At 68.8% G+C, this 25543-nt stretch carries 21 protein-coding genes and 1 tRNA gene; 10 read left to right on the forward strand and 12 right to left on the reverse strand.

All coding sequences use genetic code 11. From position 1 onward, the window contains the following. The first annotated feature begins 32 nt into the window (after positions 1-32). The 6 genes from ACQP1O_RS01560 (at position 33) to ACQP1O_RS01585 (ending at position 6959) form a co-directional block, all read left to right on the forward strand. Complete coding sequence (locus tag ACQP1O_RS01560; protein WP_433567545.1) at positions 33-551, forward strand: nuclear transport factor 2 family protein; 519 nt, start codon at positions 33-35, stop codon at positions 549-551. Further along, positions 548-1801, forward strand: a complete 1254-nt coding sequence (locus ACQP1O_RS01565; RefSeq protein WP_433564160.1) for a hypothetical protein — start codon at positions 548-550, stop codon at positions 1799-1801. The genes ACQP1O_RS01560 and ACQP1O_RS01565 overlap by 4 nt, the downstream gene beginning before the upstream one ends. Before the next feature lie 25 nt (positions 1802-1826). Next, positions 1827-3437 (forward strand): acyl-CoA synthetase, encoded by a 1611-nt coding sequence (locus ACQP1O_RS01570; RefSeq protein WP_433564161.1) that lies wholly within the window; start codon positions 1827-1829, stop codon positions 3435-3437. Positions 3438-3491: 54 nt separating this feature from the next. Then, the gene (locus tag ACQP1O_RS01575) at positions 3492-4202 is read left to right on the forward strand and encodes an acetoacetate decarboxylase family protein (RefSeq protein WP_433564162.1); all 711 of its coding nucleotides are present in this window, start codon (positions 3492-3494) and stop codon (positions 4200-4202) included. Beyond that, positions 4199-4969: an SDR family NAD(P)-dependent oxidoreductase gene (locus ACQP1O_RS01580; RefSeq protein ID WP_433564163.1), complete on the forward strand. Its 771-nt coding sequence runs from the start codon at positions 4199-4201 to the stop codon at positions 4967-4969. Before ACQP1O_RS01575 ends, ACQP1O_RS01580 begins: the two co-directional genes overlap by 4 nt. A 208-nt stretch (positions 4970-5177) precedes the next feature. Next, on the forward strand, positions 5178-6959 hold the full coding sequence (locus ACQP1O_RS01585; protein ID WP_433564164.1) for an ABC transporter ATP-binding protein: 1782 nt from the start codon (positions 5178-5180) through the stop codon (positions 6957-6959). A 65-nt stretch (positions 6960-7024) separates the two neighbouring features. Here the strand turns inward: ACQP1O_RS01585 and ACQP1O_RS01590 are convergent, their stop codons facing one another. Then, positions 7025-7846 carry a crotonase/enoyl-CoA hydratase family protein gene (locus tag ACQP1O_RS01590; RefSeq protein WP_379387676.1) on the reverse strand — a complete coding sequence of 274 codons (822 nt, stop codon included), beginning with the start codon at positions 7844-7846 and terminating at the stop codon, positions 7025-7027. Positions 7847-7983: 137 nt separating this feature from the next. Between ACQP1O_RS01590 and ACQP1O_RS01595 the strand changes: the two genes are divergently transcribed. Beyond that, positions 7984-9573 carry a succinic semialdehyde dehydrogenase gene (locus ACQP1O_RS01595; RefSeq protein ID WP_433564165.1) on the forward strand — a complete coding sequence of 530 codons (1590 nt, stop codon included), beginning with the start codon at positions 7984-7986 and terminating at the stop codon, positions 9571-9573. A 61-nt stretch (positions 9574-9634) separates the two neighbouring features. On the opposite strand, the gene ACQP1O_RS01600 is transcribed toward ACQP1O_RS01595, so the two are convergent. Then, entirely contained in the window at positions 9635-10255 is a 621-nt protein-coding gene (locus ACQP1O_RS01600) for a YbhB/YbcL family Raf kinase inhibitor-like protein (protein WP_433564166.1), read from the reverse strand. 164 nt (positions 10256-10419) lie between these two features. Here ACQP1O_RS01600 and ACQP1O_RS01605 point away from each other — a divergent pair, with 164 nt between their 5' ends. Beyond that, positions 10420-11280, forward strand: a complete 861-nt coding sequence (locus ACQP1O_RS01605) for a helix-turn-helix transcriptional regulator (RefSeq protein ID WP_433564167.1) — start codon at positions 10420-10422, stop codon at positions 11278-11280. 156 nt (positions 11281-11436) lie between these two features. Here the strand turns inward: ACQP1O_RS01605 and ACQP1O_RS01610 are convergent, their stop codons facing one another. The 5 genes from ACQP1O_RS01610 to ACQP1O_RS01630 all read right to left on the reverse strand — a co-directional run bounded on the left by ACQP1O_RS01610 (position 11437) and on the right by ACQP1O_RS01630 (position 18455). Continuing rightward, positions 11437-12744 carry an FAD-binding oxidoreductase gene (locus ACQP1O_RS01610; protein WP_433564168.1) on the reverse strand — a complete coding sequence of 436 codons (1308 nt, stop codon included), beginning with the start codon at positions 12742-12744 and terminating at the stop codon, positions 11437-11439. Between the two features lie 25 nt (positions 12745-12769). Beyond that, on the reverse strand, positions 12770-14230 hold the full coding sequence (locus ACQP1O_RS01615) for an amidase family protein (RefSeq protein WP_433564169.1): 1461 nt from the start codon (positions 14228-14230) through the stop codon (positions 12770-12772). After that, a complete protein-coding gene (locus ACQP1O_RS01620) occupies positions 14227-14679 on the reverse strand; it encodes a DUF2871 domain-containing protein (protein WP_433564170.1) in 453 nt (150 codons plus the stop codon). Before ACQP1O_RS01620 ends, ACQP1O_RS01615 begins: the two co-directional genes overlap by 4 nt. A 7-nt stretch (positions 14680-14686) precedes the next feature. Then, positions 14687-15124: a DUF4267 domain-containing protein gene (locus ACQP1O_RS01625; RefSeq protein WP_433564171.1), complete on the reverse strand. Its 438-nt coding sequence runs from the start codon at positions 15122-15124 to the stop codon at positions 14687-14689. Positions 15125-15197: 73 nt separating this feature from the next. Then, positions 15198-18455: an AfsR/SARP family transcriptional regulator gene (locus tag ACQP1O_RS01630; RefSeq protein ID WP_433564172.1), complete on the reverse strand. Its 3258-nt coding sequence runs from the start codon at positions 18453-18455 to the stop codon at positions 15198-15200. A gap of 211 nt (positions 18456-18666) precedes the next feature. Between ACQP1O_RS01630 and ACQP1O_RS01635 the strand changes: the two genes are divergently transcribed. Next, the gene (locus tag ACQP1O_RS01635; RefSeq protein ID WP_433564173.1) at positions 18667-18816 is read left to right on the forward strand and encodes a hypothetical protein; all 150 of its coding nucleotides are present in this window, start codon (positions 18667-18669) and stop codon (positions 18814-18816) included. A gap of 120 nt (positions 18817-18936) precedes the next feature. Here the strand turns inward: ACQP1O_RS01635 and ACQP1O_RS01640 are convergent. From ACQP1O_RS01640 to ACQP1O_RS01655, 4 genes are all read right to left on the reverse strand, one after another. Continuing rightward, positions 18937-19010: transfer RNA gene (locus ACQP1O_RS01640), tRNA-Pro, on the reverse strand. A gap of 65 nt (positions 19011-19075) precedes the next feature. Beyond that, entirely contained in the window at positions 19076-20146 is a 1071-nt protein-coding gene (locus ACQP1O_RS01645) for a hypothetical protein (protein ID WP_433564174.1), read from the reverse strand. Positions 20147-20176: 30 nt separating this feature from the next. Next, complete coding sequence (locus ACQP1O_RS01650; RefSeq protein ID WP_433564175.1) at positions 20177-21280, reverse strand: hypothetical protein; 1104 nt, start codon at positions 21278-21280, stop codon at positions 20177-20179. A gap of 52 nt (positions 21281-21332) precedes the next feature. Beyond that, positions 21333-22298 carry a metallophosphoesterase gene (locus ACQP1O_RS01655; protein WP_433564176.1) on the reverse strand — a complete coding sequence of 322 codons (966 nt, stop codon included), beginning with the start codon at positions 22296-22298 and terminating at the stop codon, positions 21333-21335. Positions 22299-22381: 83 nt separating this feature from the next. On the opposite strand from ACQP1O_RS01655, the gene ACQP1O_RS01660 reads away from it, so the two are divergent. Beyond that, positions 22382-22846, forward strand: coding sequence for a GatB/YqeY domain-containing protein (locus ACQP1O_RS01660; protein ID WP_433564177.1), 465 nt, complete (start codon positions 22382-22384; stop codon positions 22844-22846). Between the two features lie 75 nt (positions 22847-22921). Here the strand turns inward: ACQP1O_RS01660 and ACQP1O_RS01665 are convergent, their stop codons facing one another. After that, entirely contained in the window at positions 22922-25285 is a 2364-nt protein-coding gene (locus ACQP1O_RS01665; protein WP_433564178.1) for a penicillin-binding protein, read from the reverse strand. Between the last annotated feature and the right edge of the window lie 258 nt (positions 25286-25543).

The raw sequence follows: 25543 nt of genomic DNA on the forward strand, positions 1-25543 counted from the left end.
CGGTGAGCTGGTCCCGCGACGAACTCGACGAGATGATCCGCCGCTGGGTGGACGAGAACAAACAGTGTGAGGCACAGGGCGATTGGAAGCCGCTCGAGCACTTCTACACCGAGGACGCCACCTACGGCTGGAACTACGGCCCGCAGCAGGAGTTCATGGCCGTCGGCCGCGACGAGATCCGTGACATCGCGCTCGGCCAGGAGATGTTCGGCCTGGAGGGCTGGACCTATCCGTATCAGGAATTCGTGGTCGACGAGCGCAGCGGCAGCGTCATCGGCTTCTGGAAGCAGGTCAACGAGGGCCGGCGGGCGGATGGCCGGCCCTACAGTCCGGAAGGCATCGGCGGCAGCTGGTTCCGATACGCGGGGGACTTCCAGTGGTCCTGGCAGCGCGACTTCTTCGACTTCGGCAATGTGACCGCGCTCTTCGTCGAGATGATCTCGAACGACGCGCTGTCGTCCGGAATGCGCAAGCGCATGGAGCGGGCCATGACGGGCGAACCGTTGCCCGGCTGGTACTCCGTCGGAAAGGGGCCGGTGCCCCTGTGGTGAACAGCAGATTCGACGCACTGACCAGATCCGAACTGGCCCTGCTGGTTCCGGAGCTGCTGCTGTGCGGCCACCTCATCGACCGCTCCGGCATGGCGCACGTGCTGGGCGCGCTCGGCCGGGAGGGCATGACGGCGGTGGCCATCGACGAATGGCGGTTGGCCAGCCCGGTCTACACCCGGCGCATGCGGCGGGCGCTCGACATCACCGGCGACGGAGTGGACGCCATATTCAAGGGCTTCCAGCTGGATATCGGCGCGCCACCGCAATTCATGGACTTCCGCTTCCGGGTGATCGACCACGACCACGGCGAATTCCACCTCGACCACTGCGGCGCACTCGCCGATGTGGAGCCGATGGGCACCGAGTTCGTGGTCGCCATGTGCCACGACATCGAGGATCCCACCTTCGACGCGACCGCACTGGCCACCAATCCCTACGCACAGGTCCGCCCGGTGCACCGCCCGCCCCGCGAGCCCGCCGACCGGAAACCGGTGTGCGCGTGGACGGTCATTATCGATCCCGCGCACGAGCCGCCGGTCCCGCCCGACGACGCCCAGGTGGTGGCCGGATCCGAGGCCGCTGCCACGGTATTGGCGCCCATCGACCCGGAAGATCCGGGACAGCCGGACTATTCGGGTCCGCTGCTGAGCGATCTGCGCTTCGGGGATTTCTCCCGCTCCGCGCTCATCCGGATCGCCGACGAGGTGTGCCTGCAGCACCATCTGCTCACCCTCGGCTACAAGACCGCCGTCGAGGCCCGGACGAAACCCGAAGTGGCGCTGGATATCCTGCGCAAGCAGTGGACGGGAATCGCCGGACTCACCGCCGAACGGATCCGCACGGCGCTCGGGCTCGGCGACGACGCCGCGGCGCTGGCCAAGGTGCTGCGGCTGCACCCGGCCTTCAATCCGGCCGCCTACGTCGATATCGAGGTCGCCACCGAGACCACCGGCGGCGAACGACTGGTGGAACTGCGGATCGGCCGCGGCTGCGGCGCGATCGACGACGGCGCATGGCCCGCCCTGCTCGACCCCGAGCACCTGGCCCCGATCGACGCGCTGGTGCGCGGGGTCAACCCGCGCTTCCACACTCGCGTCCGCTCCGTCGACGAGTGCGGCCTCACCCTCGAAATCGGCTGTGCGGAACTGCCGTACCGCGAGGCCGACGAGGTCGCCATCACCCGGTTCAGCTCCGGGGCCGCCTTCACCTTCGCCGACCGGGGCACCCCGCTGCCGCTCACTGTCCTGTAGCCGGAACACACCAGGAGATACGGCCATGGCGTGCACTTTCGCCGACCTCTACGAACACTCCGCCGACGCCGTGCCGGACCGGACCGCCGTCATCGAGGGCCCACGCCGGCGCACCTTCGCCGAACTCGACGCCCGCGCCAACCGGCTCGCCCACCATCTCGCCGCCGCCGGGGCGGGACCGGGGACCCACATCGGCTTCCACATGCACAACAGCATCGAGAGCCTCGAAACCTTGCTGGGCTGCTACAAGATTCGCGCGGTGCCGGTCAATGTCAACTACCGGTACCGTGCGGAGGAACTGCGCTACGTCTACGACAACGCCGACCTCGAGATGGCGGTGCACCACCGCTGCTACGCGCCGCTGATCGAGGAGATCCGGCCGCAATTGCCGAAGCTGCGGCACACCCTGGTGGTGGCGGACGATCAGGGCGGCGCGGGGCTGCCGACCGCCTCCGTCCCGTACGAGCAGGCGCTCGAATCCGGTTCGCCCGATCGGGATTTCGGGCCGCGCAGCGCCGACGACCACTTCATCATGTACACCGGCGGCACCACCGGCCTGCCCAAGGGCGTCATCTGGCGGCAGGAGGACATGTGGCGGGTGCTGGGCGGCGGCATCGACTTCTACACCGGTGAACCCGTCGCCGACGAGTACCAGCAGTCCCGCGCCGGCGCCGAGAACCCCTCGCCCATGACGTGGTTCGTGCTGCCGCCGCTCATCCACGCCGCCGCCATGATGCCCACCTTCACCGCGCTGTGGTCCGGCAACGCGGTGCTGTTCCAGCCGCGCTTCGACGCCGACGAGGTGTGGCAGGTGGTGGCGCGGGAGCGGCCCCAGGTCCTGGTGGTCACCGGCGACGCCATCGCCCGGCCGCTGGTGGACTCCTACCGGGCCGCGCCGGTGGACGCGTCCTCGTTGATCTCCATCGGTTCCGGCGCGGCCCAGCTCACCCAGCCGGTGAAGAACGCACTGCTGGAACTGTTCCCGAACACACTGGTCACCGAATCCATCGGCTCCTCCGAAACCGGTTTCGGCGGTATCGGATTCGCGCAGCAGGACGACGATCCGGCCCGCGCGCCGCGGGTGCACACCGGGCGCGGGGCGCTGGTGGTGGATGACGCCGGGCGGTCCGTCGCTCCGGGCGGCGAGGGCTGGGTGGCCAAGACCGGCAATGTGCCGATCGGTTACTACAAGGATCCGGTCAAGACCGACAAGCTCTTCCGTACCGTGGACGGGGTGCGCATGGTCATCACCGACGATCGCGCGCGCGTGGAGTCCGACGGGTCGGTCACCCTGATCGGCCGCGGCAATATGGTCATCAATACCGGCGGGGAGAAGGTCTTCCCCGAAGAGGTCGAGGCCACCGTCAAGGCTCATCCCGCCGTCTACGACGCGGTCGTCATCGGGGTGCCGCACGAGCGCTGGGGTCAGCTGGTGGCGGCCGTGGTGTCGCCGGCCGCGGGCGCGATCGACTTCGCCGCCCTGGCGGAGCACGTGCGAGCCCGTCTCGCGGGATACAAACTGCCGCGGCGGATCTGGGTGGCCGAGACCGTCGCGCGCACGCCGAGCGGCAAGCCCGACTACCGCTGGGCCAAGGGCTATGTGGCCGAGCGGGAACCCGACTACGAGGCGAGGTGAAGAAACTCGGTGAAACGACCGGCGTCCATCACTGAAACCTGTTCTAATTCTGGCATGGAGGCGCATACCGTACTCGGCGAACAGGTCCGCATGCCGGTGCAGATCCGGCACGCGGACGCCTGCTCGGCGCTGTTCCTCGTCGACGCGGCCGCGGCCGGCGACCTGCTCGCGGGCACCGGGCTGGAGCCGATCACGACGCTGCCCGGAAGGGCCGTGCTCTCCCTGGCCTTCGTCCGCTACATCGACGGGGACCTCGGGCCGTACCACGAATTCGCCTTCTCGCTCATGGCCAGACAGCCGGGCCGCAAGAACAGCACCGGCGCGTACATCCACTGGCTGCCGGTCAACCAGAGCTTCACCTGTGAAGCGGGACAGTCCATCTGGGGCTTCCCGAAGCTCATGGCCGATATCGACATCACGCCGGACGGTCACGGGCACCGCTGCGAGGTCCACGTCGACGGGCAGTTCGTGCTCTCGCTGCGGGTCGCCGACGGCTTCCGCATGCCCGGCGGCGCGGGCGGAGCATCCATCGACGCCTACACCGCCCGCAACGGAATCCTGCGGCGCACGCCGTGGGTCATGAATCCGGCCCAGGTCAGGGGACGGCCGGGCGGTGCGCGGATCGAACTCGGAAACCATCCGGTCTCCGAGCAATTGCGGGCGCTGGGATTCCCCGCGCGCGCACTGTTCTCCAGCCGGATCGGCGCACTCCGCATGACCTTCGAGGACGCCGCGACGGTATTGCAGACCCGGGAGGTCCGATGAGCCGGACAGCACTCGTCACCGGAGCGGCCAGCGGCATGGGCCGCATCGTCGCGCAGCGACTCGCCGCCGCGGGCTGGCAGGTGGCCGCGGTCGACCTGAACGCCGACGGCCTGGCCACCATGGCCGCGCGCTCGCCCAACACCCACACCTACGCGTGTGACGTGTCGGATTCCGCGCAGGTCCGCGCTGTCGTCGACAAGGTGCGCGCGGAACTGGGCACCATCGACCGACTGGTGCACGCGGCCGGCATGGCCCACGTGCACGCCTCCGTACTGGACCACGACGTGGCCCAGATCCGGAAGATGATGGACATCAACTACATCGGCACCGTCAACCTCTGCCATGCCGTCATCCCCGCCATGAAGCAGGCGGGCGCGGGCACCGTGGTGCTGTTCGCCTCGCTCGCGGGCTGGCTGCCCTCACCCGGCATGGCCGGGTACACGGCCTCCAAACACGCGGTGGTCGGCTTCGCCGACAGCCTCTCCTACGAACTGCACGACACCGGCGTGCGGCTGCTCGTGCTCTGCCCGCCCATGGTGGAGACCCCGTTCCTGGACGCGGTCCGCAAGGAGAACGCCAGCGTGCTCGGCAATGCCGGCGGCGCCACGCCCGAGAGCATTGTCGACGCGCTGGAAAAGGCACTGGCCAAACCGAAGTCACCGCTGTTCGTCTTCCCCGGACAGGCGCGGCCGGCGTATCTGATGCGGAGGTTGCTGCCCGGCCTGGCGCGTGCCATCGTCCGGCGCACGGTGCATCCCACCGAGTAATCCCCCGAACGTGGATGCCGGCACGTGCTCCGATCGGCATCCGCTCCCGGCGCGGGGCAGCCGGCCCTGCGGCTGCCCAGCGCCGAAAACCCTTCGGCCGGCGCCGGAAACCAGCTACCGCACGGCAATAATTCGGTGGCGCACCCTCTCCCGACCAGGCACTCTGGGCTGTCTGCACTGCTCGAAGCACCTATTCGAGAGGGGATGGATGAGTTCGCGCACATCCGCTGTCAGGCTGGTTCTGCGCTATTACGGCCGGGAAATGGCCCGGCGCAAGGCAATCACGATTCCGGCCATGCTGGGGCCCGCCCTCGGCAATATCTGTCAGCTCTACATCGCGCCGCTGTTGGTCGCGGTGGTGGTGGGCAAGGTGGCCGCCACCGGTGACTCCTCGTTCGGCACGCTCGCGCCGTACGTGATCGGTTTCGGCGCGCTGCTGTTCATCGCGGAAGTCTTCTGGCGGGTGGGCATCCACTGCCTCAACCGTCTCGACGCCTACGGCATCGAGAGTCTCTACAACACCGCCATGGACGAACTGCTGGCCAAGGATTCGGCGTTCTTCCACAACAACTTCGCGGGCTCGCTGACCAAGCGCGCCCTGAGCTTCGCGACCCGGTTCGAGGAGTTCGCCGACACCTTCGCCTTCGAGATCGTCGCCGCCCTGGTGCCGCTGAGCTTCGCCTCGGTGGTGCTGTGGCGCTACGACCCGATGCTGGTCGTCGTGCTGCTCGGCCTGATCGCGGTGAGCGGCGCCGTGGTCGCCCCGCTGATCCGGCGGCGCCAGCACCTGGTCGACGACCGCGAGGCCGCCATCGCGCGGGTGTCGGGTCACGTCTCCGACACCCTGTCGAACATGCAGGCGGTGCGGGCCTTCGCGGCCGAACCGCAGGAGATCGACGAGCATCGGCGGCGGGTGGCGGTGCAGCGGCGAAAGTCGTTGCGGTCCTGGGACTACAACAACCTCTACATCGACACCGCGGTCACGCCGCTGATGGTGATCGTGAACGTCTCCGGATTGCTGATCGCGCTGGGCATCGGTGGCGGGCACGCGTCGGTCGAGGTGATCATGGTGGCCTTCACCTACTACTGGAACGCCACCGGCATCATGTTCCGGTTCAACCAGATCTACCGGCGGCTGGAGAGCTCCACCACCGAGGCCGCGCAGTTCACCGAACTGCTGCTGGAATCGCCGACGGTGCTCGACGCGAGCGAGCCGGAACCGCTGTGCCCCAAGGGCTCCGGCATCCGGTTCGAGCGGGTGGATTTCGCCCACGCGGGTGCGCCGCCCCTGTTCCGAGGGCTGGATCTGGATGTGGCCAGTGGCGCGCGCATCGGCCTGGTCGGGCGGTCGGGCGGCGGCAAGAGCACGCTCACCCAGCTGCTGCTGCGCATGATGGACGTCGACGGCGGTGTCATCCGTATCGGCGGACAGGATATTTCGCGCCTGCGTCAGCGGGATCTGCGCAGCCTGCTGTCCTATGTGCCGCAGGACCCGGCCATGTTCCACCGATCGCTGAGCGACAATATTCGCTTCGCCCGGCCCGAGGCCACCGACGAGGAGGTGCGGCGCGCCGCCAAGGCCGCGCACGTCACCGAATTCGCGGACGGGCTGCCCGAGGGCATGGACACGCTCATCGGCGAGCGCGGAGTGAAACTCTCCGGCGGGCAACGCCAGCGGGTCGCGCTCGCGCGGGCCATCCTGCGCGACGCCCCGATCCTGCTGCTGGACGAGGCCACCAGCGCCCTCGACTCCGAGAGCGAAATCCTTGTGCAGCAAGCGCTCTGGGAGTTGATGGAAGGGCGTACGGCGCTGGTGGTCGCGCACCGGTTGAGCACGGTGGCCGGGATGGACCGGCTGATCGTGCTCGATCGCGGGCGGATCGTCGAACAGGGCAGCCACGAGGAGCTGCTGCGCGGCGAGGGGACGTACGCGCAGCTGTGGCGGCATCAGTCCGGCGGCTTCCTCGGTGAGGAGCTGGCCGCTCGCTGACGGTGAGGTGGCGATGTGAGAGGTCCGTCGCCACCTCGTCTCCCGGAGGACAGCCCCCGGAATTCCTAGTTGCCCTGGAAGTTCGGCTTGCGCTTCTCGGCGAAGGCGCGCGGGCCCTCCTTCGCGTCATTGCTGCGGAAGACCGGCAGGCCGACCTTGGCGTCGATCTTGAACGCCTCTTCCTCGTGCATGCCCTCGGTGTCGCGGATGACCTTCAGGATCGCCTGCACGGCCAGCGGGCCGTTGTTGTTGATCAGCTCGGCGATCTCGAGGGCCTTGTCCAGCGCGGTCCCGTCCGGCACCACGTGGCCGATGAGGCCGAAGTTCAGCGCCTCGGCCGCGGTGATGTGGCGACCGGTCAGCAGCAGTTCCGCGGCGACGGTGTAGGGGATCTGGCGCGGCAGTCGCACCGCCGAGCCGCCCATCGGGAACAGGCTCCACTTCGCCTCGGAGACACCGAACTTGGCGCTCTCACCGGCGATGCGGATATCGGTGCCCTGCAGGATCTCGGTGCCGCCCGCGATGGCCGCGCCCTCCACCGCCGCGATCAGCGGCTTGGTCAGGCGACGGCCCTTGAGCAGACCCGGCATGCGGGACGGGTCGAACGCGCTGCCCTCCTTCATGCCGTCGTCCGGGCTGCGCTTGTTCATGTTCTTCAGGTCCGCGCCCGCGCAGAACGCGCCGCCGGCACCGGTGAGGATGCAGGAGCGGATCTCCGGATCGTTGTCGACGGTGTCCCACGCCTCGGTCATGATCGCAAGCATCTCGCCGGTGAGGGCGTTCTTGGACTTGGGGCGGTTCATGGTGACGATCAGCGTCGCGCCGCGCTTCTCGACCAGAGCATGCGGTTCGGTGTTGCTAGGTGTTTCAGCAGTCGCTGCGGTCATCGCCGACCCTTCTTTCCACATGGGCGAACCAAGATTCCGGCACGAAACTACCCCGCGCCGTTGTCCTGAACAATAACGTGTTCTAGTTTGGATCATGGTGACCGCCGTCACGGGCGGCAAGTAGTGGAGAGAGTCCCATGAGCACAACGAGCAAGGCGAAACTTCCGCCGCGCGTCACGGAATCCCTCATCAACCGGCTGACCGCGATGGTGACGGCGGGCCAGGCCGGCGAGGCCCGCGAGCCCTTCGAGATGGTCGAGGTCTACACCGGTGACGTCGTCGGCTACCTGCCGCAGTCCTCGCCCGAGGACGTCGAGGCCGCCGTCGAGATCTCCCGCGCCGCCCAGAAGGAATGGGCCGCCCGGCCGCTCAAGGACCGCCTCGCCGTATTCGAGCGCGCGCACGAGCTGATTCTCTCCGAGATCGAGACCATCGCGGACCTGATCCAGATCGGCTGCGGCAAGGCGCGGCGGATGGCCATCGAGGAGGCGTGCGATACGCCGATGGTCATCGCCCACTACCTGAAGACCGCCGAGAAGACCCTCAAGCCCAAGAAGCGCAGCGGTCCGATGCCGGTCATCACCTCCTCCACCGAGGAGCACCGGCCCAAGGGCGTGGTCGCGGTCATCGCGCCGTGGAACTTCCCGTTCGCCATCTCCATGTCCGACTCCACCCCGGCCCTCATGGCCGGCAACGGCGTGATCATGAAGCCGGACAACAAGACCGCGCTGTGCACGCTCTACGGCATCGAACTGCTGCAGAAGGCGGGCCTGCCGCGCGGGCTCATCCAGGTGGTCTGCGGCGGCGGCCCCGACGTCGGCCCCACCCTCATCGACAATGTCGAGTTCGTCATGTTCACCGGCTCCACCGCCACCGGCCGCACCATCGGTGAGCAGGCCGGACGCAACCTCATCGGCTGCAGCCTGGAACTCGGCGGCAAGAACCCGATGATCGTGCTCGACGACGTCAACCTCGACGAGGCCATCCCCTCGGCCGTGTTCGCCGTCTTCGGCAACACCGGCCAGGCGTGCATGCACATCGAGCGCATCTACGTCCACGAGCGCATCTACGACGAGTACCTGCGGCGCTTCGTGGCCGCCGCCGAGGACCTCGCCGGGAAGATGGGCGCCAGCTACGACTTCGATCCCGAGATGGGCTCGCTGGTCTCGGTGGACCACATGAAGCGTGTCGCCTCCCACGTCGACGAGGCCCGGGAGAAGGGCGCGACCGTCGTCACCGGCGGCAACCCCCGCCCCGACATCGGCCCCGCCTTCTTCGAGCCGACCGTCCTCACCGGCGTCACCAAGGACATGGCCCACGCCACCATGGAGACCTTCGGCCCCGTGGTCAGCATCTACAAGTACAGCACCGAGGACGAGGCCGTCGCGCTCGCGAACGACACCGCGTACGGTCTCAATGCCAGTATCTGGACCGGAAACATCGACCGCGCAACGAAACTCGCCGAGCGCATCGAAGCCGGCGCCATCAATATCAACGACGGCTTCGTCACCAGCTACGCCGCCAAGGGCACCCCGTCGGGCGGCGTGAAGCAGTCCGGCGTCGGCACCCGCCACGGCGCGGCCGGCATTCTCAAGTACACCGACACCATCAATGTCGGCGTGCAGAAGAAGCAGATCATGGCGGCTCGCGCCAACATGCCCTACGAGAAGCAGCTCAAGTCCACCCTGGTCACGCTGCGTCTCATGCGGCGCCTGCACCTGGGCTGAAAGCCGTTCCACCCACACAGGGTCCCGGCCGAGTGGCCGGGACCCTGTGGTGTGTTCCGGGTCAGGGTCGCCGCGCGGTCAGCGACAGCCGGGCTGCCCCGATGATGTGCGAACCCATCGAGAAGGACGCGACCGTCGGGGTGGTCGACGCGGGCAGGTCCAGCGTCGGGGTGTCCAGGGCCAGCACGGAGATCTGGTAGGTGTGCGGGCGGTCGCCGGCGGGCGGGCACGGACCCACGTAGCTGGGGACCCCTGCGTCGTTGGCGCCCGCCACACCCGCGGCGCCCGCCGTGAAATCGGTTGCCGCGGCGGGGATGTCCCAGTTCATCCAATGCCAGAAGCCCGCGCCGGTCGGTGCGTCCGGGTCGAACATGGTGACCGCGAAGCTCTTCGCTCCGGCCGGAGCGCCGGACCAGTGCAGGCGCGGGGCATGATTGGCGGCCGTGCAGCCGAAGGCGCCCGCGTAGAAGTCCGCCGGGAAGGCGCGGTCGGCCGTGGCATCGGCGGTGTCGACGGTGAATCGGGCGGCCGACGCGGGTACCACGGCCCGAACCTGAACGGACGGAGCCTGATTCGAGCTCGGGGTCGCGGCGGACGAATCCCGGTCGCTGCCGCAGGCGGCGGCGGACAGCAGGGCCGCCACGGCGAAGGTCGCGGAAACGATGCGTGCGGTGCGATTCATGGCGGTTCTCCTCGTCGTTCGACTGACAGGAAGAGACTCCCGGAATCCGGTACCGCCAGGGAGATCGTCTGCACCCTGGTATCCCGCGTGCCACCCGGTCGCACCCTAGGCTGAGGGCCGGGAGCCCGGGTGGTGCCGGGGCTCCGGCGAGAAGGAGTGCGAGCGTGGACACTACGACATCGGGAAGGGAGCTGGGCGCCTTCCTGCGGGCCATGCGGGAGCGGCTGGCTCCTGAACAGGCGGGGCTGCCGAACGTCGGGCACCGGCGCACTCCGGGCCTGCGACGGCAGGAGGTGGCGCAGCTCGCGGCGGTCAGCGTCGACTGGTACATCCGCCTCGAACAGGGCCGCGTCGGCACCCCCGGCGCCGCCATCCTCGACGCCCTCGCGGACGCCCTGCGGCTCACCGATGCCGAGCGCGCGCACCTGCACCTCATCGCCCGCGGCGCCCAGCCGCCCACCCGCCGCCGCCCGGCCGACCCGCCGGAGTCACTGCGTGCCATCCTCGACGGCCTGCCCGCGCTCCCGGCCTACCTGTCCGACTTCCGCCTCGACGTGCTGGCCCGCAACACCGCCGCGTCGGCCCTGTTCGGCCCGGGCTTCGAACCCGGCATCAATGTCGCCCGCCTGACCCTGCTCGACCCCGCCACCCGCGCCACCCAGCTGGACTGGGACCTGGTGGCCCGCGAGACCGTCGGCAACCTGCGCCGCAACCTGGCCCGCCACCCCGACGACCCGCGCCTGCGCGAGGTGATCGGCGAATTGCACACGGAGAGCCCAGAATTCGCCACCTGGTGGGACGACCATGCGGTTCAGGACCGCAGCCACGGCACCAAACGCATCCGGCACCCCGGCGCGGGCGACCTGACGGTCTGCTACGACAACCTCACCAGCCCCGACGGGGCCGACCACAGCATCACGGTCCTCACGCCCGTGGACGCGACATCCGCCGCCGCCCTGCGTGCCATCCTCACCGACCACGCCGACCGCCTGGGTGGCACCCGCCTTCGCCCGGTCGCGGGCTGACCCCGAAAACACGCTGTGCACAAAGGGACACGCTGTCCCAAAAACACAAACCCCCGGCTCTCGAAAGAGCCGGGGGCCGAGTTGTGTCTCAACCACATGGTCGGGGTGACAGGATTCGAACCTGCGACGGTGTCCGAGGGGCTCGAAACCGAAGGTTCAGTGGGGAATCGGGAAGTTGGCGCGGAATACGCCGTGTGGGTCGCGGGCCTGCTTGAGCTTTCGCAGCCGATCCAAGGTGCCGGTGTCGAAAACCTCTGCGACACCATCGCCGGGGGACAGGACGGTGTACGGTTTGCGGCCGCTGACTCGCGCGCCCAGATCGGCGATGATGCGCTTCTGGGTAGCGTGTACCGCGGCAACGGTATCGGGGCCCGAGCCGATGGCCTGCAGAGACAGTGCGTAGGGCTCCGCGAACGGCGGAACCGCGCCTCGGGTGGGCTCGGCGAGCGCACCTCCCAACTGCCGGAGCTGGATGCCCATCAGCGGGTCGATCGGTGCGTGCAGCAGAATCTCGGCGGCGGTCTCGTCCAGTGCGGTCAGCAGCTCGGTTCGCAGCAGGCCGGGGCCTGGGGCGGTGGGCTCGTTGACGATGGTGCCCAACTCGGCCGGGGACAATTCCCGGCGCGTGTCCGCGAGGATGCCGCCGATCGTGTCCAGCCGTCGCAGCAGTTCCCGCCCGCGCGCCGGTTCGCCCAGATAGGTCGCGGCGATCGCGATCATCGGGGGTGCCTGCGGCAGCTCCAGCCGATTGAGCCAGACCGTGAGCTCGGCCGGTGCGCGATCGGTGATGTCCTGGAAGGCATCACGGACCGCCTCGGTCTGCTCGGCCTGCCAGGCGGTCAGGCCACCGAACAAGGCCGGAGCCGCGAACAGATCGAACTCCATGGCCGTCACCAGTGCGAAGTCCCCGCCGCCGCCACGCAATGCCCAGAACAGCTCCGGGTCGGATTCCGCGGTGACCCGGGTCTGATGACCGTCGGCATCGACGACATCGAAGGCCCGGACGCTGTCGGCCGCCCAACCGTATTTGCGGCCGAACCACGACAATCCGCCACCGAGGGTATAGCCGACAACGCTGACCACCGGGGAGCTTCCGGCGAGCCCGGTCAAGCCGTGCTGGGCGGCCGCCGCCAGCACCTGGCCCCAATTGGTTCCCGCACCGACGCGGGCACGGCGCCGCACCGGATCCACCTCGACCCGATCGAGCCGACGCGTGCGCACCAGGATGCTGCCGGCGGTATCACCGGAAGCCCCGTGGCCGTTGGGCTGAGCGGTCACCGACAGGCCCGCGTCGCGTGCGTAGCCCACCACGGCGGCCATATCGTCCGCGTCTTCGACGTGCACGACCGCCGCGACCGGCTGGTCGATATTCAGATTCCACGCCATCCGTGCGGTATCGAACTCTTCGTCGCCGGGCAGCAGTACTCGTCCGCGCACGGCGGATCGCAATGTGTTGTGTGACATCTGGATTCCCTTCGCTACAGAACATTCACCGCGTCGTGCCCGAGCCGCCGGACGGATGGCCCGGGGCAGGGCGCCGCGTGGTCGGGTCGGTTGCCGGAGAGATGGGTGTGGGCATCGGAAAGGCCACTTCGATATGCGCGGCCGCAGTCAGCGCGCGGCGCTCGGCGAATGGGGCGGTGATCAACTGGACCCCGATGGGAAGACCCTCGGCCGAGATGCCCGCGGGGACCGTGGCCGCGGGCAGGGCCAGGTAGTTGGCGGCGATCGTGAGGAGGTGCGCCGCATACATGGTCGCGACCTGTGCGGTGCCGCCGAGGTCGTAGCCGACCGGCCAGGGCAGTTCGGTCGAGACCGGGCCGAGCACGATCGGGTGCTCCGCGAGGAAACGGGACCAGGCCGCGCGGCGGGTGAGGCGCTCACCCAGCGCGGTCATGTAGCCCGCCAGATCCAGCGGCGGGAACAGGTCGATCGCCGCGTCCATGAAGGTGTTCAGCCCGGCGCTGCCGACTCGCCGCATGGCTTCGCGGCGCTGGACCACGACCTCGGTGGAGACCAATCGGCCGTAGTCCGCCGCCACCTCGCCCAATTGCGGCGGATCCAGTTCGGCTACCGGATATCCCGCGCGTTCGAGGGCGTCGGCACAGCCGAACACCGCGGCCCGCACCTGCGGATCGATATCGTCACCGAGCGTGACGGCGACCGCGGGCAGGGCGGTGCCCGTCCTGTCACGCACCGGAATCCATCCGGGATCGCGCACGTCGGCGCTGACGCTGAGGACCTCGAAGGCGGTCGTCAGATCGCGCACGGTGCGCGCCAACGGCCCTGGCGCCGCGAACAATTGGTTTGTCGGTGCGGGTGCGGCACCGGGCAGGCTCGAGGCCACCGCCACCCGGCCGGGCGTGGTGCGCAGGGAGGCGACTCCACAGAACGCGGCGGGTATCCGCAGTGAACCGCCGAAGTCGGTGCCCAGGCCGAGGGGTGTCATGCCCGCGGCTACCGCGGCGGCATCACCGCCACTGGAACCGCCCGGGCTGCGGGTCGGGTACCACGGATTGACCGTCGGGCCCGCCTCGTCGTTGTCGGTGTGCCAGCGAGTGGCGAAGTCCGGCATGTTCGTTCGCCCGATGACGATCGCCCCGGCTCGCCGTAGCGCGGATACCGCGGGTGCATCCGCTGTCGCGACGGCCTGTCCGAAGCCCGGCACGCCCCAGGTGGTCGGGCTGCCCGCGACATCGAGGTTGTTCTTGACGGTGACCGGAACCCCGTGCAGCGGCCCGGTCGGCACGCTGCGGTCGGCCGCGGCCGCCTCCGCACGCGCGGCCTCGGCGAATACCGTGGTGAGCGCGCCGATTTCGGAATCGACCTGCTCGATGCGCTCGAGATGGGCCTCGACGACCCGGGTCGCGGTGACCGCGCCCTCCGCGATCAGCGCCGCGAGCGAGACCGCGTCCCGCGTCCACAGCGCGCTGTCCTCGCCGGTGTTCACGACGCCTCCTGTTCGGCGAATACCGCTGCGGTGCGCGGTGTTCGGCTGTCGTCGATGGATTTGCCGAGGGTGATGAAGAAGAGGATCAGCCCGGCGGTCAGCAGAATGTGGCCCACACCCGCGCCGAGCGCGATCGCCTCACCACTGCTCTTGCCCAGCACGGTGAGGGTGCCGTGCAGCGTCATGACAGCGACGGTGATGGCCAGGCCGATGTTGTACAGCCAGAAGAACCAGCCGTACAGGCGTTTCCGGGCGCTGAGCGTGAACTGCTTCTCCAAGGCCAGCACGATGAGGAAGAACAGCATGCCCAGCGCCAGCACGTGGGTGTGCACGACACCGAGCTCCGACTGCCCGGTGAAATGTTCGGCCTTGGTGATCTCGCGGTAGTAGAACCCGGAGATCAGGCCGATGATCATGTAGATGTGAGCGGTGTTTGCCAGCGTCTTCATCGGGCGCTCAACGGTTCTCACGACGCAGCAGCAGCGCGCCGGTAGCGGCCACCAGGGCGGCGGTGAGGCCGTGCACACTCAGGGCGGTGGCGGTGGAGCCGCGGCGCACCAGGATGGTGAGCATGTCGCCGGTCGGAATGAGAGCGATGGTGAGCAGGGCGACGCCGACGGCGCGGCGCTGCCCGGCCGCGAGCAGGGCGAGCACGATCAGACCGGTGACCACATCGCGGACGCCTTTGACGTTCAGGAAGCCGACGGCCTCGCCGCGCGGCCAGTCGGTGAGACCGAACTCCGAGGCCATTCGCGCTGGGGCGAGCAGATAACCGCCGCCGACGGACATGATGAACCCGGCGCCCAGTACGGCACCGGCCGTGCCGAGACGTTCGCCTGGTCGACGGGAACCACGCACGGAAACGGCTGATTCCGTGTTCGGGGGAACGGACATGGACACTCCTGGATCGGTGGGATACGCGTCCCGAGCATCCAGTGCGCCCCGTACGGTTCGCTGACAGTCGTTGTCAGCGAGCGGTACGCAGCAGTTCGAGAACCGCCTCGTCCGGAAGGCGGGCGCCCGCCAGGAATTCCGCGCCCAGGCGCACGGGCCCGAGCGCCGCTTCCGCTCGGTCGAGCGCCCGCCGCCGGAACGGGCCGATGCGGATCACCCCGGCCCTCCGGTTGATCCGGTCGGTGGCGCCGAGAATGCGGGCCGCGCGCGCCGGGGCGCCCTGCGCCAGGGCGACCAGGGCGTAACCGATACCGACCTCGGCCAGCAGCGCCGCCGAGGTCTGGGCGGCCAGATCGCGGGGCATGGACAGCTCGCGCAGTGCGTCGTCCGGCCGCCCCGCCGCGACCAGGGCCGCCGCGTGCGCGGTGCTCACGAAGACCAGGTTCACGAAGCGGACGGTGTCGTGGCGTCCGGCGGGTGGCGGGGCGGCGGGGAGCGGCTGTTCGGACATCCGCCGGAACAGTTCCAGCGCGCGGTCGTTGTCGCCGCGCAGGTGGGCCAGGTGCGCCTGCGTCGCCGCCAGGAAGCGCCCGGGCGCCGGGATGATGTGCGGGGTGATCAGGGCCTCGGCCCGGTCGAGATAGGTTGCCGCGCTGTCGGTATCGCCGCCGACCAGGTGCATCTCCGCCGCGAAGAGGAGCACGCCCATGCGCTCACCGGCGCCCAGGTCGGCGCTGAGCAGTTCCAGCGCGCTCACGATCAGCGGGCGGGCGCTGTCCAGGCCGAGCATCCGGGTCCGGTAGCTGGCCAGGGAGATCAGGGCGCGGCTGTGTGACCGGGCGTCACCGTGCGCGCTCAGGCAGGTCAGCGCGGCCTCCAGAGTGGGCAGGGCGCGGGCCGGATGGTCGCCGCCCAGTTCATCGAAACCTCGTGCTATCAGCGCATTTCCGCGTAGCCACGGATCGTCGGAGGTGGTGCACGCGGTCAACAGGCTGTCGTCGTCGCCGAGCAGGTCTCGCAGCGCGAGTATGAGCACGAACATCGGGTGCGGGGGTCGATCCTCGGTGAGGGCCGCGCGGGTCAGCCGCTCGAATTGCCCCGTGTTCTCCCGGATTTGGCCCCACCAGATGTTGGTGAAGTACGCGGGCAGCTCTTCGCCGTACCGGCACGCCAGATAGGCCCCGGTGCACCCCGGCGGCGGTGTGTCGCCGAGCAGGGCGAGAACCTCGCGGCGGCGTTCGGAGATGTCGCCGTGCAACCCGCGCAGCAGCCAATACCAGACGAGATTCGCGTACAGGCGAACCGCACGCTCACCGTCGCCCGCGTCCAGCGCCCACCGCAGCGCGGTTTCGCAATTGCCGTGTTCGGCGATCAGCCGCGCGAGCCAATCGGGGTGTGCGGCAGTGCGTAATCCGTGGGCGGCGGCGTCGGTGAATTCCAGGAAGCAGTCGGCATGGATGCGGGCGACCTCGTCCGCATCGCCGGCGGCGGTCAATTCCGCTGTCGCATAGGCTCGGATGGTCTCGGCCATTCGATAGCGCTGTCCATCGAAGTCCACCAACGACTTCGTCACCAGTGAGGTGACCGTGTCGATGGCGTCCGGACCGCACACCTGGGTGACAGCGTCCAAGGTCGCGCCGCCCGCGAATGTCGAAAAGCGCTGGGCCGCTGCGGCTTCCGCATCGGTGAGCAGTTCCCAGCTCCAGGCGACGGCCGCGTGCAGGGTGCGATGGCGCGGGACCGCATGGCGAGTGCTGTTGGTGAGCAGCCGGAAGCGATCGGTGAGCCGCGTGCTGAGGTCCGGCAGCGGCAGGCTCCGCAGGCGGGCGGCGGCCAGTTCGATGGCCAGCGGCATGCCGTCCAGGCTGCGCACGATGGCGCGGATATCCGCCGAATTGCTCTCGGACAGAGCGAAATTCGGGAGTGCCGCAGTGGCGCGGTCGATGAACAGCCGGACCGCGGGCGATGCGGTGACCGTCGGGAAATCCGCGTCGGCTTCGGGCAGGTCCAAGGTCCGGACCGGATACAGTCGCTCGCCGTCCACGCCGATCGGCTCCCGGCTCGTGGTGAGCACCCGCAGCAGGGGCAGCCGCTGCAACAGATCGTCGATCAGGCGCGCGGTCGCCTCCACGACATGCTCGCAGTTGTCCAGTACCAACAGCATTCGGCGACCGGACAGCGTCCGCTCCAATACTTCGGCCCACTCCGCGGACAGTTCGTCGGGTCGCTCGAACTGCGCGAGCGCGTTCGCTATCGCCACTCCGACCGCGGTCACGGCCGGCCGGTCGGCTCGTTCTCGCTCGAGTGCGGCCAGTTCGACGAAGGCGTAACCATCCGCCCAGTCCACGGCGTGCGCCCCGACCGTCTCGGCGGCCAGCCGGGTCTTCCCCACGCCCCCGGTACCCGACAGTGTCACCAGTCGGGCCTCGCGCAACGCCTGCCGCACTCCTTCCACGTCGTGTCCGCGTCCGACGAAGCTGGTGTACCGCCTGGGCAGCAGCGGCGCGGATACGTGCGTTGTCCCGGTGGACCGGGACGCAACTCCCGCACGACCCGATCCGGATGTCGTCTCGAAGGCAGGTCCGTCGACCGCGGGATCATGTGGTGCGTTCGTGTGAATTTCGGCCAGCGCCGAGCGCAGCACCTCGGCGGGTGTCGTGCCGAGCTCCTCCCGCAATAGGGCCTCGGTGCGTTGAAACTGCTGTATCGCCTCGGATGTTCGTCCCACTGCCGCCAGCGCCCGCACCAGTCGTGCGGCCAGCGTCTCACGGAACGGATGTGCCGCAACTTCTGTGCGGAGCTCACGCAATACCTCGCCGCCTCGGCCCAGGGCTCGCAAGGCGTCCGCTCGCAGTTCGACTGCTTCGAGCCGCTGTTCGGTCAATCGCAGTGCCGCGGCGCGCAATACCTCCGATTCCCCCACATCGATCAACGGCTCCCCGCGCCACAACGCGAGCGCGGCATCGAAGCACGCGATGGCTCGTTCGGCCTCCCCGGCCGCGAGCAATGCGCGCCCCGCCACGACCTCACGCGCGAACCGATGCACATCGACGTCCTCGGGCGCCAGTTCGAGCACATACCCACCCCCGTCACTCCGCACCGCCCCCGGCACCGCCGCGCGCAACCGACTCGCCAAGGTCTGCAACGCATTCCCGGTCCCCGCTGGCGGGTCCTCCCCCCACACCCCGTCCACCAGTCGCTCTACCGGCACCACTCGCCCGGCTTCGAGCGCCAGCAACCCCAGCAATGCCCGCACCCGCGGCCCCCCGACCGACGCCCGCGTCCCGTCCGCGGCCTCCACCATCACCGGACCCAATAGCCCTACCAGCATGAATCGTCCATCCCACGATCGATCCTGCGTGGCGCCGGGCCGCTCGTCAACCCGGGCCGACCTGGGGCCTCGCCGCATCCCGGCCATCGAACCAGCACAGGCGGAAGCCGACGATGGCCGACGGTCGCGAGGGCCGTGACGCCCGTGAGGTTGGATTGCGCGATCAAGGCGTCCGGAATGGTCACCGTGTACGCCGTGCCGACACAGTGGAGTGGAGCGAATCGGGCATGCCTCGGTGGCGTTGACGCTGGATGTGTACTCGCATGTGCTGCCGGGTGTGGACCGCGATGCGGGCGAGCAGATGGTGGCGCTGATGCTCGGTGACCTCGACGGCGAAGACGAGTCCGGTGAGTCGGTGTGACCAAATCGGTGACCATCGGCCGGAAAACCGGGCGGAATCTCGATGCTCTGGATGGTGATACGAGGAAGGCCCCGACCAGATGAACTGGTCAGGGCCTTCTGTTGTGTCTCAACCACACAGTCGGGGTGACAGGATTTGAACCTGCGACCTCTTCGTCCCGAACGAAGCGCGCTACCAAGCTGCGCCACACCCCGTGAAGCGAACCTGCAGTAGCTTAGCGCACCCGCCGTCCAGACGTTAAATCGGCTGGTCAGATGCGCTAAAGCAGGCGAAAGGTGGCGAACAGCTTACGCGCGAAATCGGCCGTGACCGAGCGATCCACGCCCGTGTCGGCGAGGATCACCAGCACCAGCGAACCCTTGCCGGCGCCCACGCTGAGGGCGAATGTGTAGACCGAGTAGCCGGTGGCGCATCCGGCGGGGGCGGTGAAGGCGCCGCTGGTCTCCAGGAAGGTGCCGTGCAGCTGGCCGTCGCTGGTGTCGAGGGGTTGCGCGGTGCCCGCGGTGAGCGAGGTCTTGGTGGTGTAGCCGATGCGGGCGGCGTGCGCACCCACATCGGTGGCCGCCGCGGTCGCGTCGGAGATATCCGAGGTGGACAGGAACATGGTGGTCCGCACATTGCTCGGGCAGTAGTCCGAGCCCTCCTCCGCGAAGCCCGCCGCCGGAATGCTGTCGGTGCCGTTCCCGTAGGTGGTGGCGGTCAGATCCGTCTTCCAGTCGCTGGGGATGTCCCAGGCGGCCTTCAGGTTTTTGGGTACATCGACCTGATAACCGGGAATCTGGGGAGTCAGGGTGGACGCCGGGGTCGTGGTGGTGCGCGGCGTGGTGGCGGGCGCGCTGGTGATCGAGGTGGGCTTCGCGGCGGTCGGGGTGGGGCCAGTGCCGGAATCGCGCATCACGATCACGATCGCCACGACGGCCACGATCGCCACCACGAGCGCGCCCACGCCCGCCAGCAGCCATGCCCGCCCGCGATTGCCGCCCAGCGGAGGCGCGCCGCCGCCCGGTTGCCCGGTGGCGAAGGGCGACTGGCCCGTGCTGTACGAATTCGCGCTCGGCGGAACGGGATTCGGTCCGGACCGATAGGGCGAGGACTGGTAGGGGTTGGGCCCCGACTGGTACGGGCTCGGGCCCGGCCACGGTCCGGGACCCGAGACCGGACCGGGTCCCGGGATCGGATTCGGTCCGGAGGCATAGGGATTCGGGCTCGGATGGGGATATGGGGGCGGTTGGCTGGGCTGGGGCCGTTCGTGCACCGGCCCCTGCCACCAGTCCCCGCTGGACGTCGTCTTCTCCGGATCGATGTCCTGGCCGTCGGTTTCACCGCTCATCGTCGGACCCCCTGTGACGAGTCGTGTCGCCTACTGGATCGGGCGGATACTGGCGAGAATCTTCTTCGCCAGGGTCGCGTCCACGGACTGGTTCACCCCGGTGTCCGCGGCGATGGTGAACACGAAAGCGCCGCTGTCGCCAGGGAAGGCGAAGGTGTAGACAGAATACGTCGAGGCACAGCCCGCCGCCGGAGCCGGGGCAGAGCCCTTGGTCTCCATGTAGATGCCCTGCAGCTGCCCGTCCGAGGACTGGAACGACTCCGCCGCACCGGGCGTCGCACCCGTCGACGTGGACCAGCCGATACGGCCCATCCGGGTGCCGATGTCGGCCGCCGCCCTCGTCGGATCCGTCTCGTCGGACTGGGTCAGAAAGATATTGGTGCGCACGTACTTCGGGCAGTACTCGATGCCGTCCTGCGCCAGCCCGGCGACCGGAATGCTGTCCGCGCCGCTGCCGAAGGTGCTCTGTCCGGCACCGTCCACCTTCCAGCCCTCCGGAATGTCGTATGCCGCACCGTTATCCGGGATCGTGACCACCTGATACCCGGGGATCACCGCGGCGGGCGTGCTGGTCGCCTTCGGGCCGGTGGTCCTGGCGGTCGTCGGCCGGCCCGACTGGGTGGGCTTGGCCGTGGTCGAGGTGAGCGCGCTGATCAGCGACGGCGTGGGGTTCGACTTCGCCGAGGTGTCGTTCGAGTTCCGGTGCACCAGCGCCACGACCACCACCGCGGCGATGATCGCCAGCACCAGCACGCCGACACCGGCGAACAGCCATACCCGGCGGTTGCCGCCACCGGGCGGCGGGGGATAGTGCGGCTGCTGGCCGTAGCCGGGCTGCTGGCCGTAGGCCTGCGGCGCGCCGAACGCTTGTGTCGGCGGGTATTGCGCCGGGTACTGGGCCGGTCCGGGCGGATAGGGCTGGCCGTACGGACCGCCGGTGACGGGAGTCGTCGGCTGCGCCTGCCCGTAGCCGGGCTGCTGCCGGCCCGGATCGGGTTGCGGTGCACCATAACCCGGCTGCGGCGGCTGTTGCGGCTGCTGCCAGGTCTGATCCTGTCCGGGCACACCCTGCCACCAGTTCGGATCGGGTTCCGGACGGCCGGGCTCGTTGCTGTGGTCGTTTCCACTGGTCACGGTTGCCCCCTGACTGAAGACTAGATACCGCGCTGTATATCGCGGCGGGCGCTCACCGCGCGACAGCCTCCGACGACGCGGTGCGACCCCTCCCCGACTCGGCGACCGGCTTCTTCGGCGGCGCGCCGACCAGCGTCAGCAGCGTCGCCTCCGGGCGGCAGCAGAACCGGTACGGAGCCCAGGGCGAGGTCCCCAGGCCCGCCGACACGTGCAGCCGGGTGTGCGCGCCCCAGCGCGAGGCGCCCTTCACCCGGGCCCGGTCGATCCCGCAGTTGGTCACCAGGGCGCCGAAGCCCGGCAGGCACAGCTGCCCACCGTGGGTGTGGCCCGCCATCACCAGGTCGTAGCCGTCGGCCGCGAACCGGTCCAGCACCCGCGGCTCCGGCGAGTGGGTGAGCCCGATGCTCAGGTCCGCCAGCGGATTCGGCGCACCCGCCACGGTGTCGTAGCGATCCCGCTGCAGATGCGGATCGTCCACGCCCGCGGTCGAGATCCGCACCCCGGCGACCTCGATATCGCGGCGCACATGCGTCAGATCCAGCCAGCCCCGCTCGGTGAACGCGGCCCGCAGATCCTGCCAGGGCAGCGGATCGCCGTAGATCCGCTTGTGGTCCTTCTTGAAGTACTTGAGCGGGTTCTTCGGCACCGGCGCGAAGTAATCGTTCGAGCCGAACACGAAAATGCCGGGGCGCGCGAGCAATCCGCCCAGCGACTGCACCACGGCGGGCACCGACTTCTGGTGCGAGAGGTTGTCGCCGGTGTTCACCACCAGATCCGGCTCCAGCCGGTCCAGCTCCCGCAGCCAGGCCTGCTTCAACTGCTGCCCGGGCATCATGTGCAGGTCGCTGATGTGCAGCACCCGTAGGGACGGCTTGCCCGGTTCCAGCACAGGCAGCGTCGCCTCACGCAGCGTGAAGGCATTGCGCTCGATGAGCGTCGCGTATCCGATTCCGGCGACCGCGGCCCCGGCGGCTCCGAGTGCGGCACGGCTGAGGGCGGAGGTCGAGAAGACGGGCATTTGCCCAGAATAGGCGACCCGGCGGAGAAACATCGAGTCAAATGAGCTGGACCACGATAGAAGTCCCTCGTAGCGTGTCGCTCATGTCGGAACTCAAATCCAAGCTGCGGTCGGATATGACCACCGCGATGAAGAGCAAGGACACGCTGCGGCTGGCCACCCTGCGGATGCTGCTGTCCGCGGTTCAGACCGCGGAGGTCGCCGGACCCGAGGCCCGTGAGCTTTCCGACGCGGAGATCATCGCCGTCCTGCAGAAGGAGGCGAAGAAGCGCAATGAGGCCGCCGTCGTCTACGAGCAGGCCGGGCGTGGCGAACTGGCCGCCAACGAGCGCGCCGAGGAATCGATCATCGACGAATACCTGCCCACCCAGCTCACCGATGCCGAGGTGGGCGACATCGCCGACACCGCCATCGCCGACGTCGCCGAGCAGCTGGGGGAGCGGCCGGGGATGAAGCAGATGGGTCAGGTCATGAAGGCCGCGACGGCGCTCGCCGCGGGGCGCGCGGACGGGTCGCGGATCTCCGCCGCTGTGAAGGCACGGCTCTGACACTGTCTTATCGATACGAAAGGCCCGGAGTGAGTGAATCACTCCGGGCCTTTCCTTTGCCTACCGCGGGATTGCCTACCGCGGGATCGGGATGGGAATCGGGATCGGCGGCAGCTGCGGGATGGTGATGCTCGGCAATCCCGGCACCGTGGGCGGCGCGTTCGGCGCGGGCGCCGGGATCTGACTCCCGTCGCTCACGTAGAGCGTGATCACCGAGCCCGGGATGGCCGACCCGTTCGGCGAGACGTTCATGACCGTCCCCTTGTTCGCGCCCGGCTGCGTCGTCACCGACACCTGGAAGCCCGCCCCGACCAGGGTGGAGGTGGCCTCAGCCTGGGACATGCCGATCACATCCGGGATCTGCGAATTGTTCGATCCGCGAACGTACTTGTCGTCCAGCGGCGGCAGCGCCGCCGGCGGGAAGCGGTCGAGCACGTTCTTCATCGCGCCCAGATAGGTCTTAGCGGGTTCATTACCGCCGTACAGGTTGCCGTTGCCGCAGCTGCGCAGCGGGAACGAGCAGATCTCGCCCGGCGTCGGGCTGTCGCCGTAGATGTAACTGGCCCCGGCGAAGGAGTTGGTGAAGGCCAGGAAGGCCGAGGACCGGTGGGTCTCGGTGGTGCCCGTCTTGGCCGAGGTCGGGACGTTCCAGCCCACCGAGTGCGCCGAACCGGCACCGGTACCGCTCACCACGTCCTGGCCCAGGGCATTGGCGAGGGTGTTGGCCAGGCCCGGATCCACCACCTGCTCACACGCCTGCTGGGTCAGCGGCACCTGCTTGCCGTTGCGGTCCACCACCTCCTTGATCGGGGTGGGCGGGCACCACTTGCCGCTGGAGGCCAGCGTGGCGGCCACATTCGACAGTTCGAGGGGGTTGATCGCCACCGGGCCCAGGGTGAACGAGCCCAGGTTCTGGTCCTTGATCATGTCGGCCAGGCTCTGGTTGCCGTGGCCGGAGGTGCCGGGCTGGGTGTAGGAACGCATGCCCAGGCGGACCGCCATATCGACGGTCGGCTGCACCCCGACGGCCTGGATCAGCTTGACGAAGGCCGTGTTCGGCGAGGTCGCCAGCGCCTGCGTCACCGACATCGAGCCCGCGTAGTTGCCCGCGTTCTTCACGCAGTAGGTCTCCGGCGGGCAGCCCGGCGTCCCGGAATTACCCATGCCCTTGGCCGAGAAGAACGCCGGGACATCCAGCGTGGCATTGATGCCCAGGCCCTTCTCCATGGCCGCGGCCGTGGTGAAGATCTTGAAGATCGAGCCCGCGCCGTCGCCGACCATCGAATACGGCTGCGGCTGCACTGTCTGATGCGCGTTGGCGTCCAGGCCGTAGACGCGGCTCGAGCCCATGGCCAGCACCGGATGCGAATCCTGGCCGGGCGCCACGATATTCATGACCTCGGCGATGTCGTCCAGATTCGGGTTGGTGTTGGCGGCCAGCGAGTCGCGCACCTGGTCCTGGACCGCCGGGTCCAGTGTGGTGCGGATCAGGTAGCCGCCCTTCTCGAGCTGATCGCGGCTGATGCCGGCGTTGGTCAGGTACTGCATCGCGTAGTCGCAGAAGAAGCCGCGGTCATTGGCCGCGATGCAGCCGCGCGGCAGGCCTTTGGGCTCGGGCAGCACGCCGAGGGGCAATTCCTTGGCCTTGCGGTATTCGTCGGCGCGGTTGGGCACGTTCTGGATCAGCGTGTCCAGCACGGTGTTCCGGCGCTCCAGCACGCCCGTGGGGTTGGTGTACGGGTTCAGCTTGGAGCTGGACTGCACCATACCGGCGAGCATGGCCGACTGCACGACGTTCAGATCCTTGGCGTCCACGCCGAAGTAGGTCTGCGCGGCGTCCTGGATGCCGTAGGCGCCGTTGCCGAACGGCACCAGGTTGAGATACCGGGTGAGGATCTCGTCCTTGGTGAGCCGCTTGTCCAGGGTCAGCGCCATCCGGATCTCACGGATCTTGCGGGCGGGGGTGGTCTCGGTGGCGGCCCGGCGCTCGGCGTCGGTCTTGGCCACGACGAGCAGCAGGTAGTTCTTCACATACTGCTGGTCGATGGTGGAGCCGCCCTGCGAGACCTGGCCGCCCGACGTGTTGGTCAGGAAGGCGCGGAAGGTGCCCTGCCAGTCCACACCGTGGTGGTCGGCGAAGCGCTTGTCCTCCACCGAGACCAGGGACAGCTTCATGTCATTGGAGATCTTCTCGCTGGGGACCTCGAAGCGGCGCTGCTCGTATAGCCAGGCGAACGGTGTTCCATTCGCATCCACCATGGTCGAGACGGCGGGCACACTGCCCTCGACGAGTTCGGCGGAGACATTGTCGACGGCGTCCGCGGCTCGGTTGGAGATGAACCCGAAGCCACCGGCGAGCGGGAACAGCAGACCGGCGAGCAACACGGCGGCCAAGACGCACGCGCCTGCCAGTCTCCAGAGCGTTCGTGTGATCGGCACGGGCCCTAGCCTAATTGGCCTTCCGGACACTCGGCGTTCGCCCGGCGGGGTGTTCATTCGTCCTAAAAGAGACGGACTGCCCGGTTCCATGCAACGAATGCGTGGACGGACGTACCAGAAAATCTCGGGACGGTCTTGCGCAGGCCGCACACCTTTACCTAGATTGAGAACCCAGTGTGATAGAGCTAACACTCAAAGTGGAATGTGGTGCAGAACGCAGTGGGGTTGGGTAACTGCGCGCTGCACTCGCGATTCTGG

Source organism: Nocardia sp. CA-151230, assembly GCF_050942175.1.
GTDB lineage: Bacteria > Actinomycetota > Actinomycetes > Mycobacteriales > Mycobacteriaceae > Nocardia.

Coding starts and splice junctions, on each gene's coding strand:
- ACQP1O_RS01620 (WP_433564170.1), bottom strand. CDS start 14,679: ATGAAGACGCTGGCAAACACCGCTCACATCTACATGATCATCGGCCTG.
- ACQP1O_RS01655 (WP_433564176.1), bottom strand. CDS start 22,298: ATGCCCGTCTTCTCGACCTCCGCCCTCAGCCGTGCCGCACTCGGAGCC.
- ACQP1O_RS01600 (WP_433564166.1), bottom strand. CDS start 10,255: ATGAATCGCACCGCACGCATCGTTTCCGCGACCTTCGCCGTGGCGGCC.
- ACQP1O_RS01610 (WP_433564168.1), bottom strand. CDS start 12,744: ATGTCACACAACACATTGCGATCCGCCGTGCGCGGACGAGTACTGCTG.
- ACQP1O_RS01625 (WP_433564171.1), bottom strand. CDS start 15,124: ATGTCCGTTCCCCCGAACACGGAATCAGCCGTTTCCGTGCGTGGTTCC.
- ACQP1O_RS01645 (WP_433564174.1), bottom strand. CDS start 20,146: ATGAGCGGTGAAACCGACGGCCAGGACATCGATCCGGAGAAGACGACG.
- ACQP1O_RS01595 (WP_433564165.1), top strand. CDS start 7,984: ATGAGCACAACGAGCAAGGCGAAACTTCCGCCGCGCGTCACGGAATCC.
- ACQP1O_RS01660 (WP_433564177.1), top strand. CDS start 22,382: ATGTCGGAACTCAAATCCAAGCTGCGGTCGGATATGACCACCGCGATG.
- ACQP1O_RS01580 (WP_433564163.1), top strand. CDS start 4,199: ATGAGCCGGACAGCACTCGTCACCGGAGCGGCCAGCGGCATGGGCCGC.
- ACQP1O_RS01585 (WP_433564164.1), top strand. CDS start 5,178: ATGAGTTCGCGCACATCCGCTGTCAGGCTGGTTCTGCGCTATTACGGC.
- ACQP1O_RS01560 (WP_433567545.1), top strand. CDS start 33: ATGATCCGCCGCTGGGTGGACGAGAACAAACAGTGTGAGGCACAGGGC.
- ACQP1O_RS01570 (WP_433564161.1), top strand. CDS start 1,827: ATGGCGTGCACTTTCGCCGACCTCTACGAACACTCCGCCGACGCCGTG.
- ACQP1O_RS01630 (WP_433564172.1), bottom strand. CDS start 18,455: ATGCTGGTAGGGCTATTGGGTCCGGTGATGGTGGAGGCCGCGGACGGG.
- ACQP1O_RS01590 (WP_379387676.1), bottom strand. CDS start 7,846: ATGACCGCAGCGACTGCTGAAACACCTAGCAACACCGAACCGCATGCT.
- ACQP1O_RS01575 (WP_433564162.1), top strand. CDS start 3,492: ATGGAGGCGCATACCGTACTCGGCGAACAGGTCCGCATGCCGGTGCAG.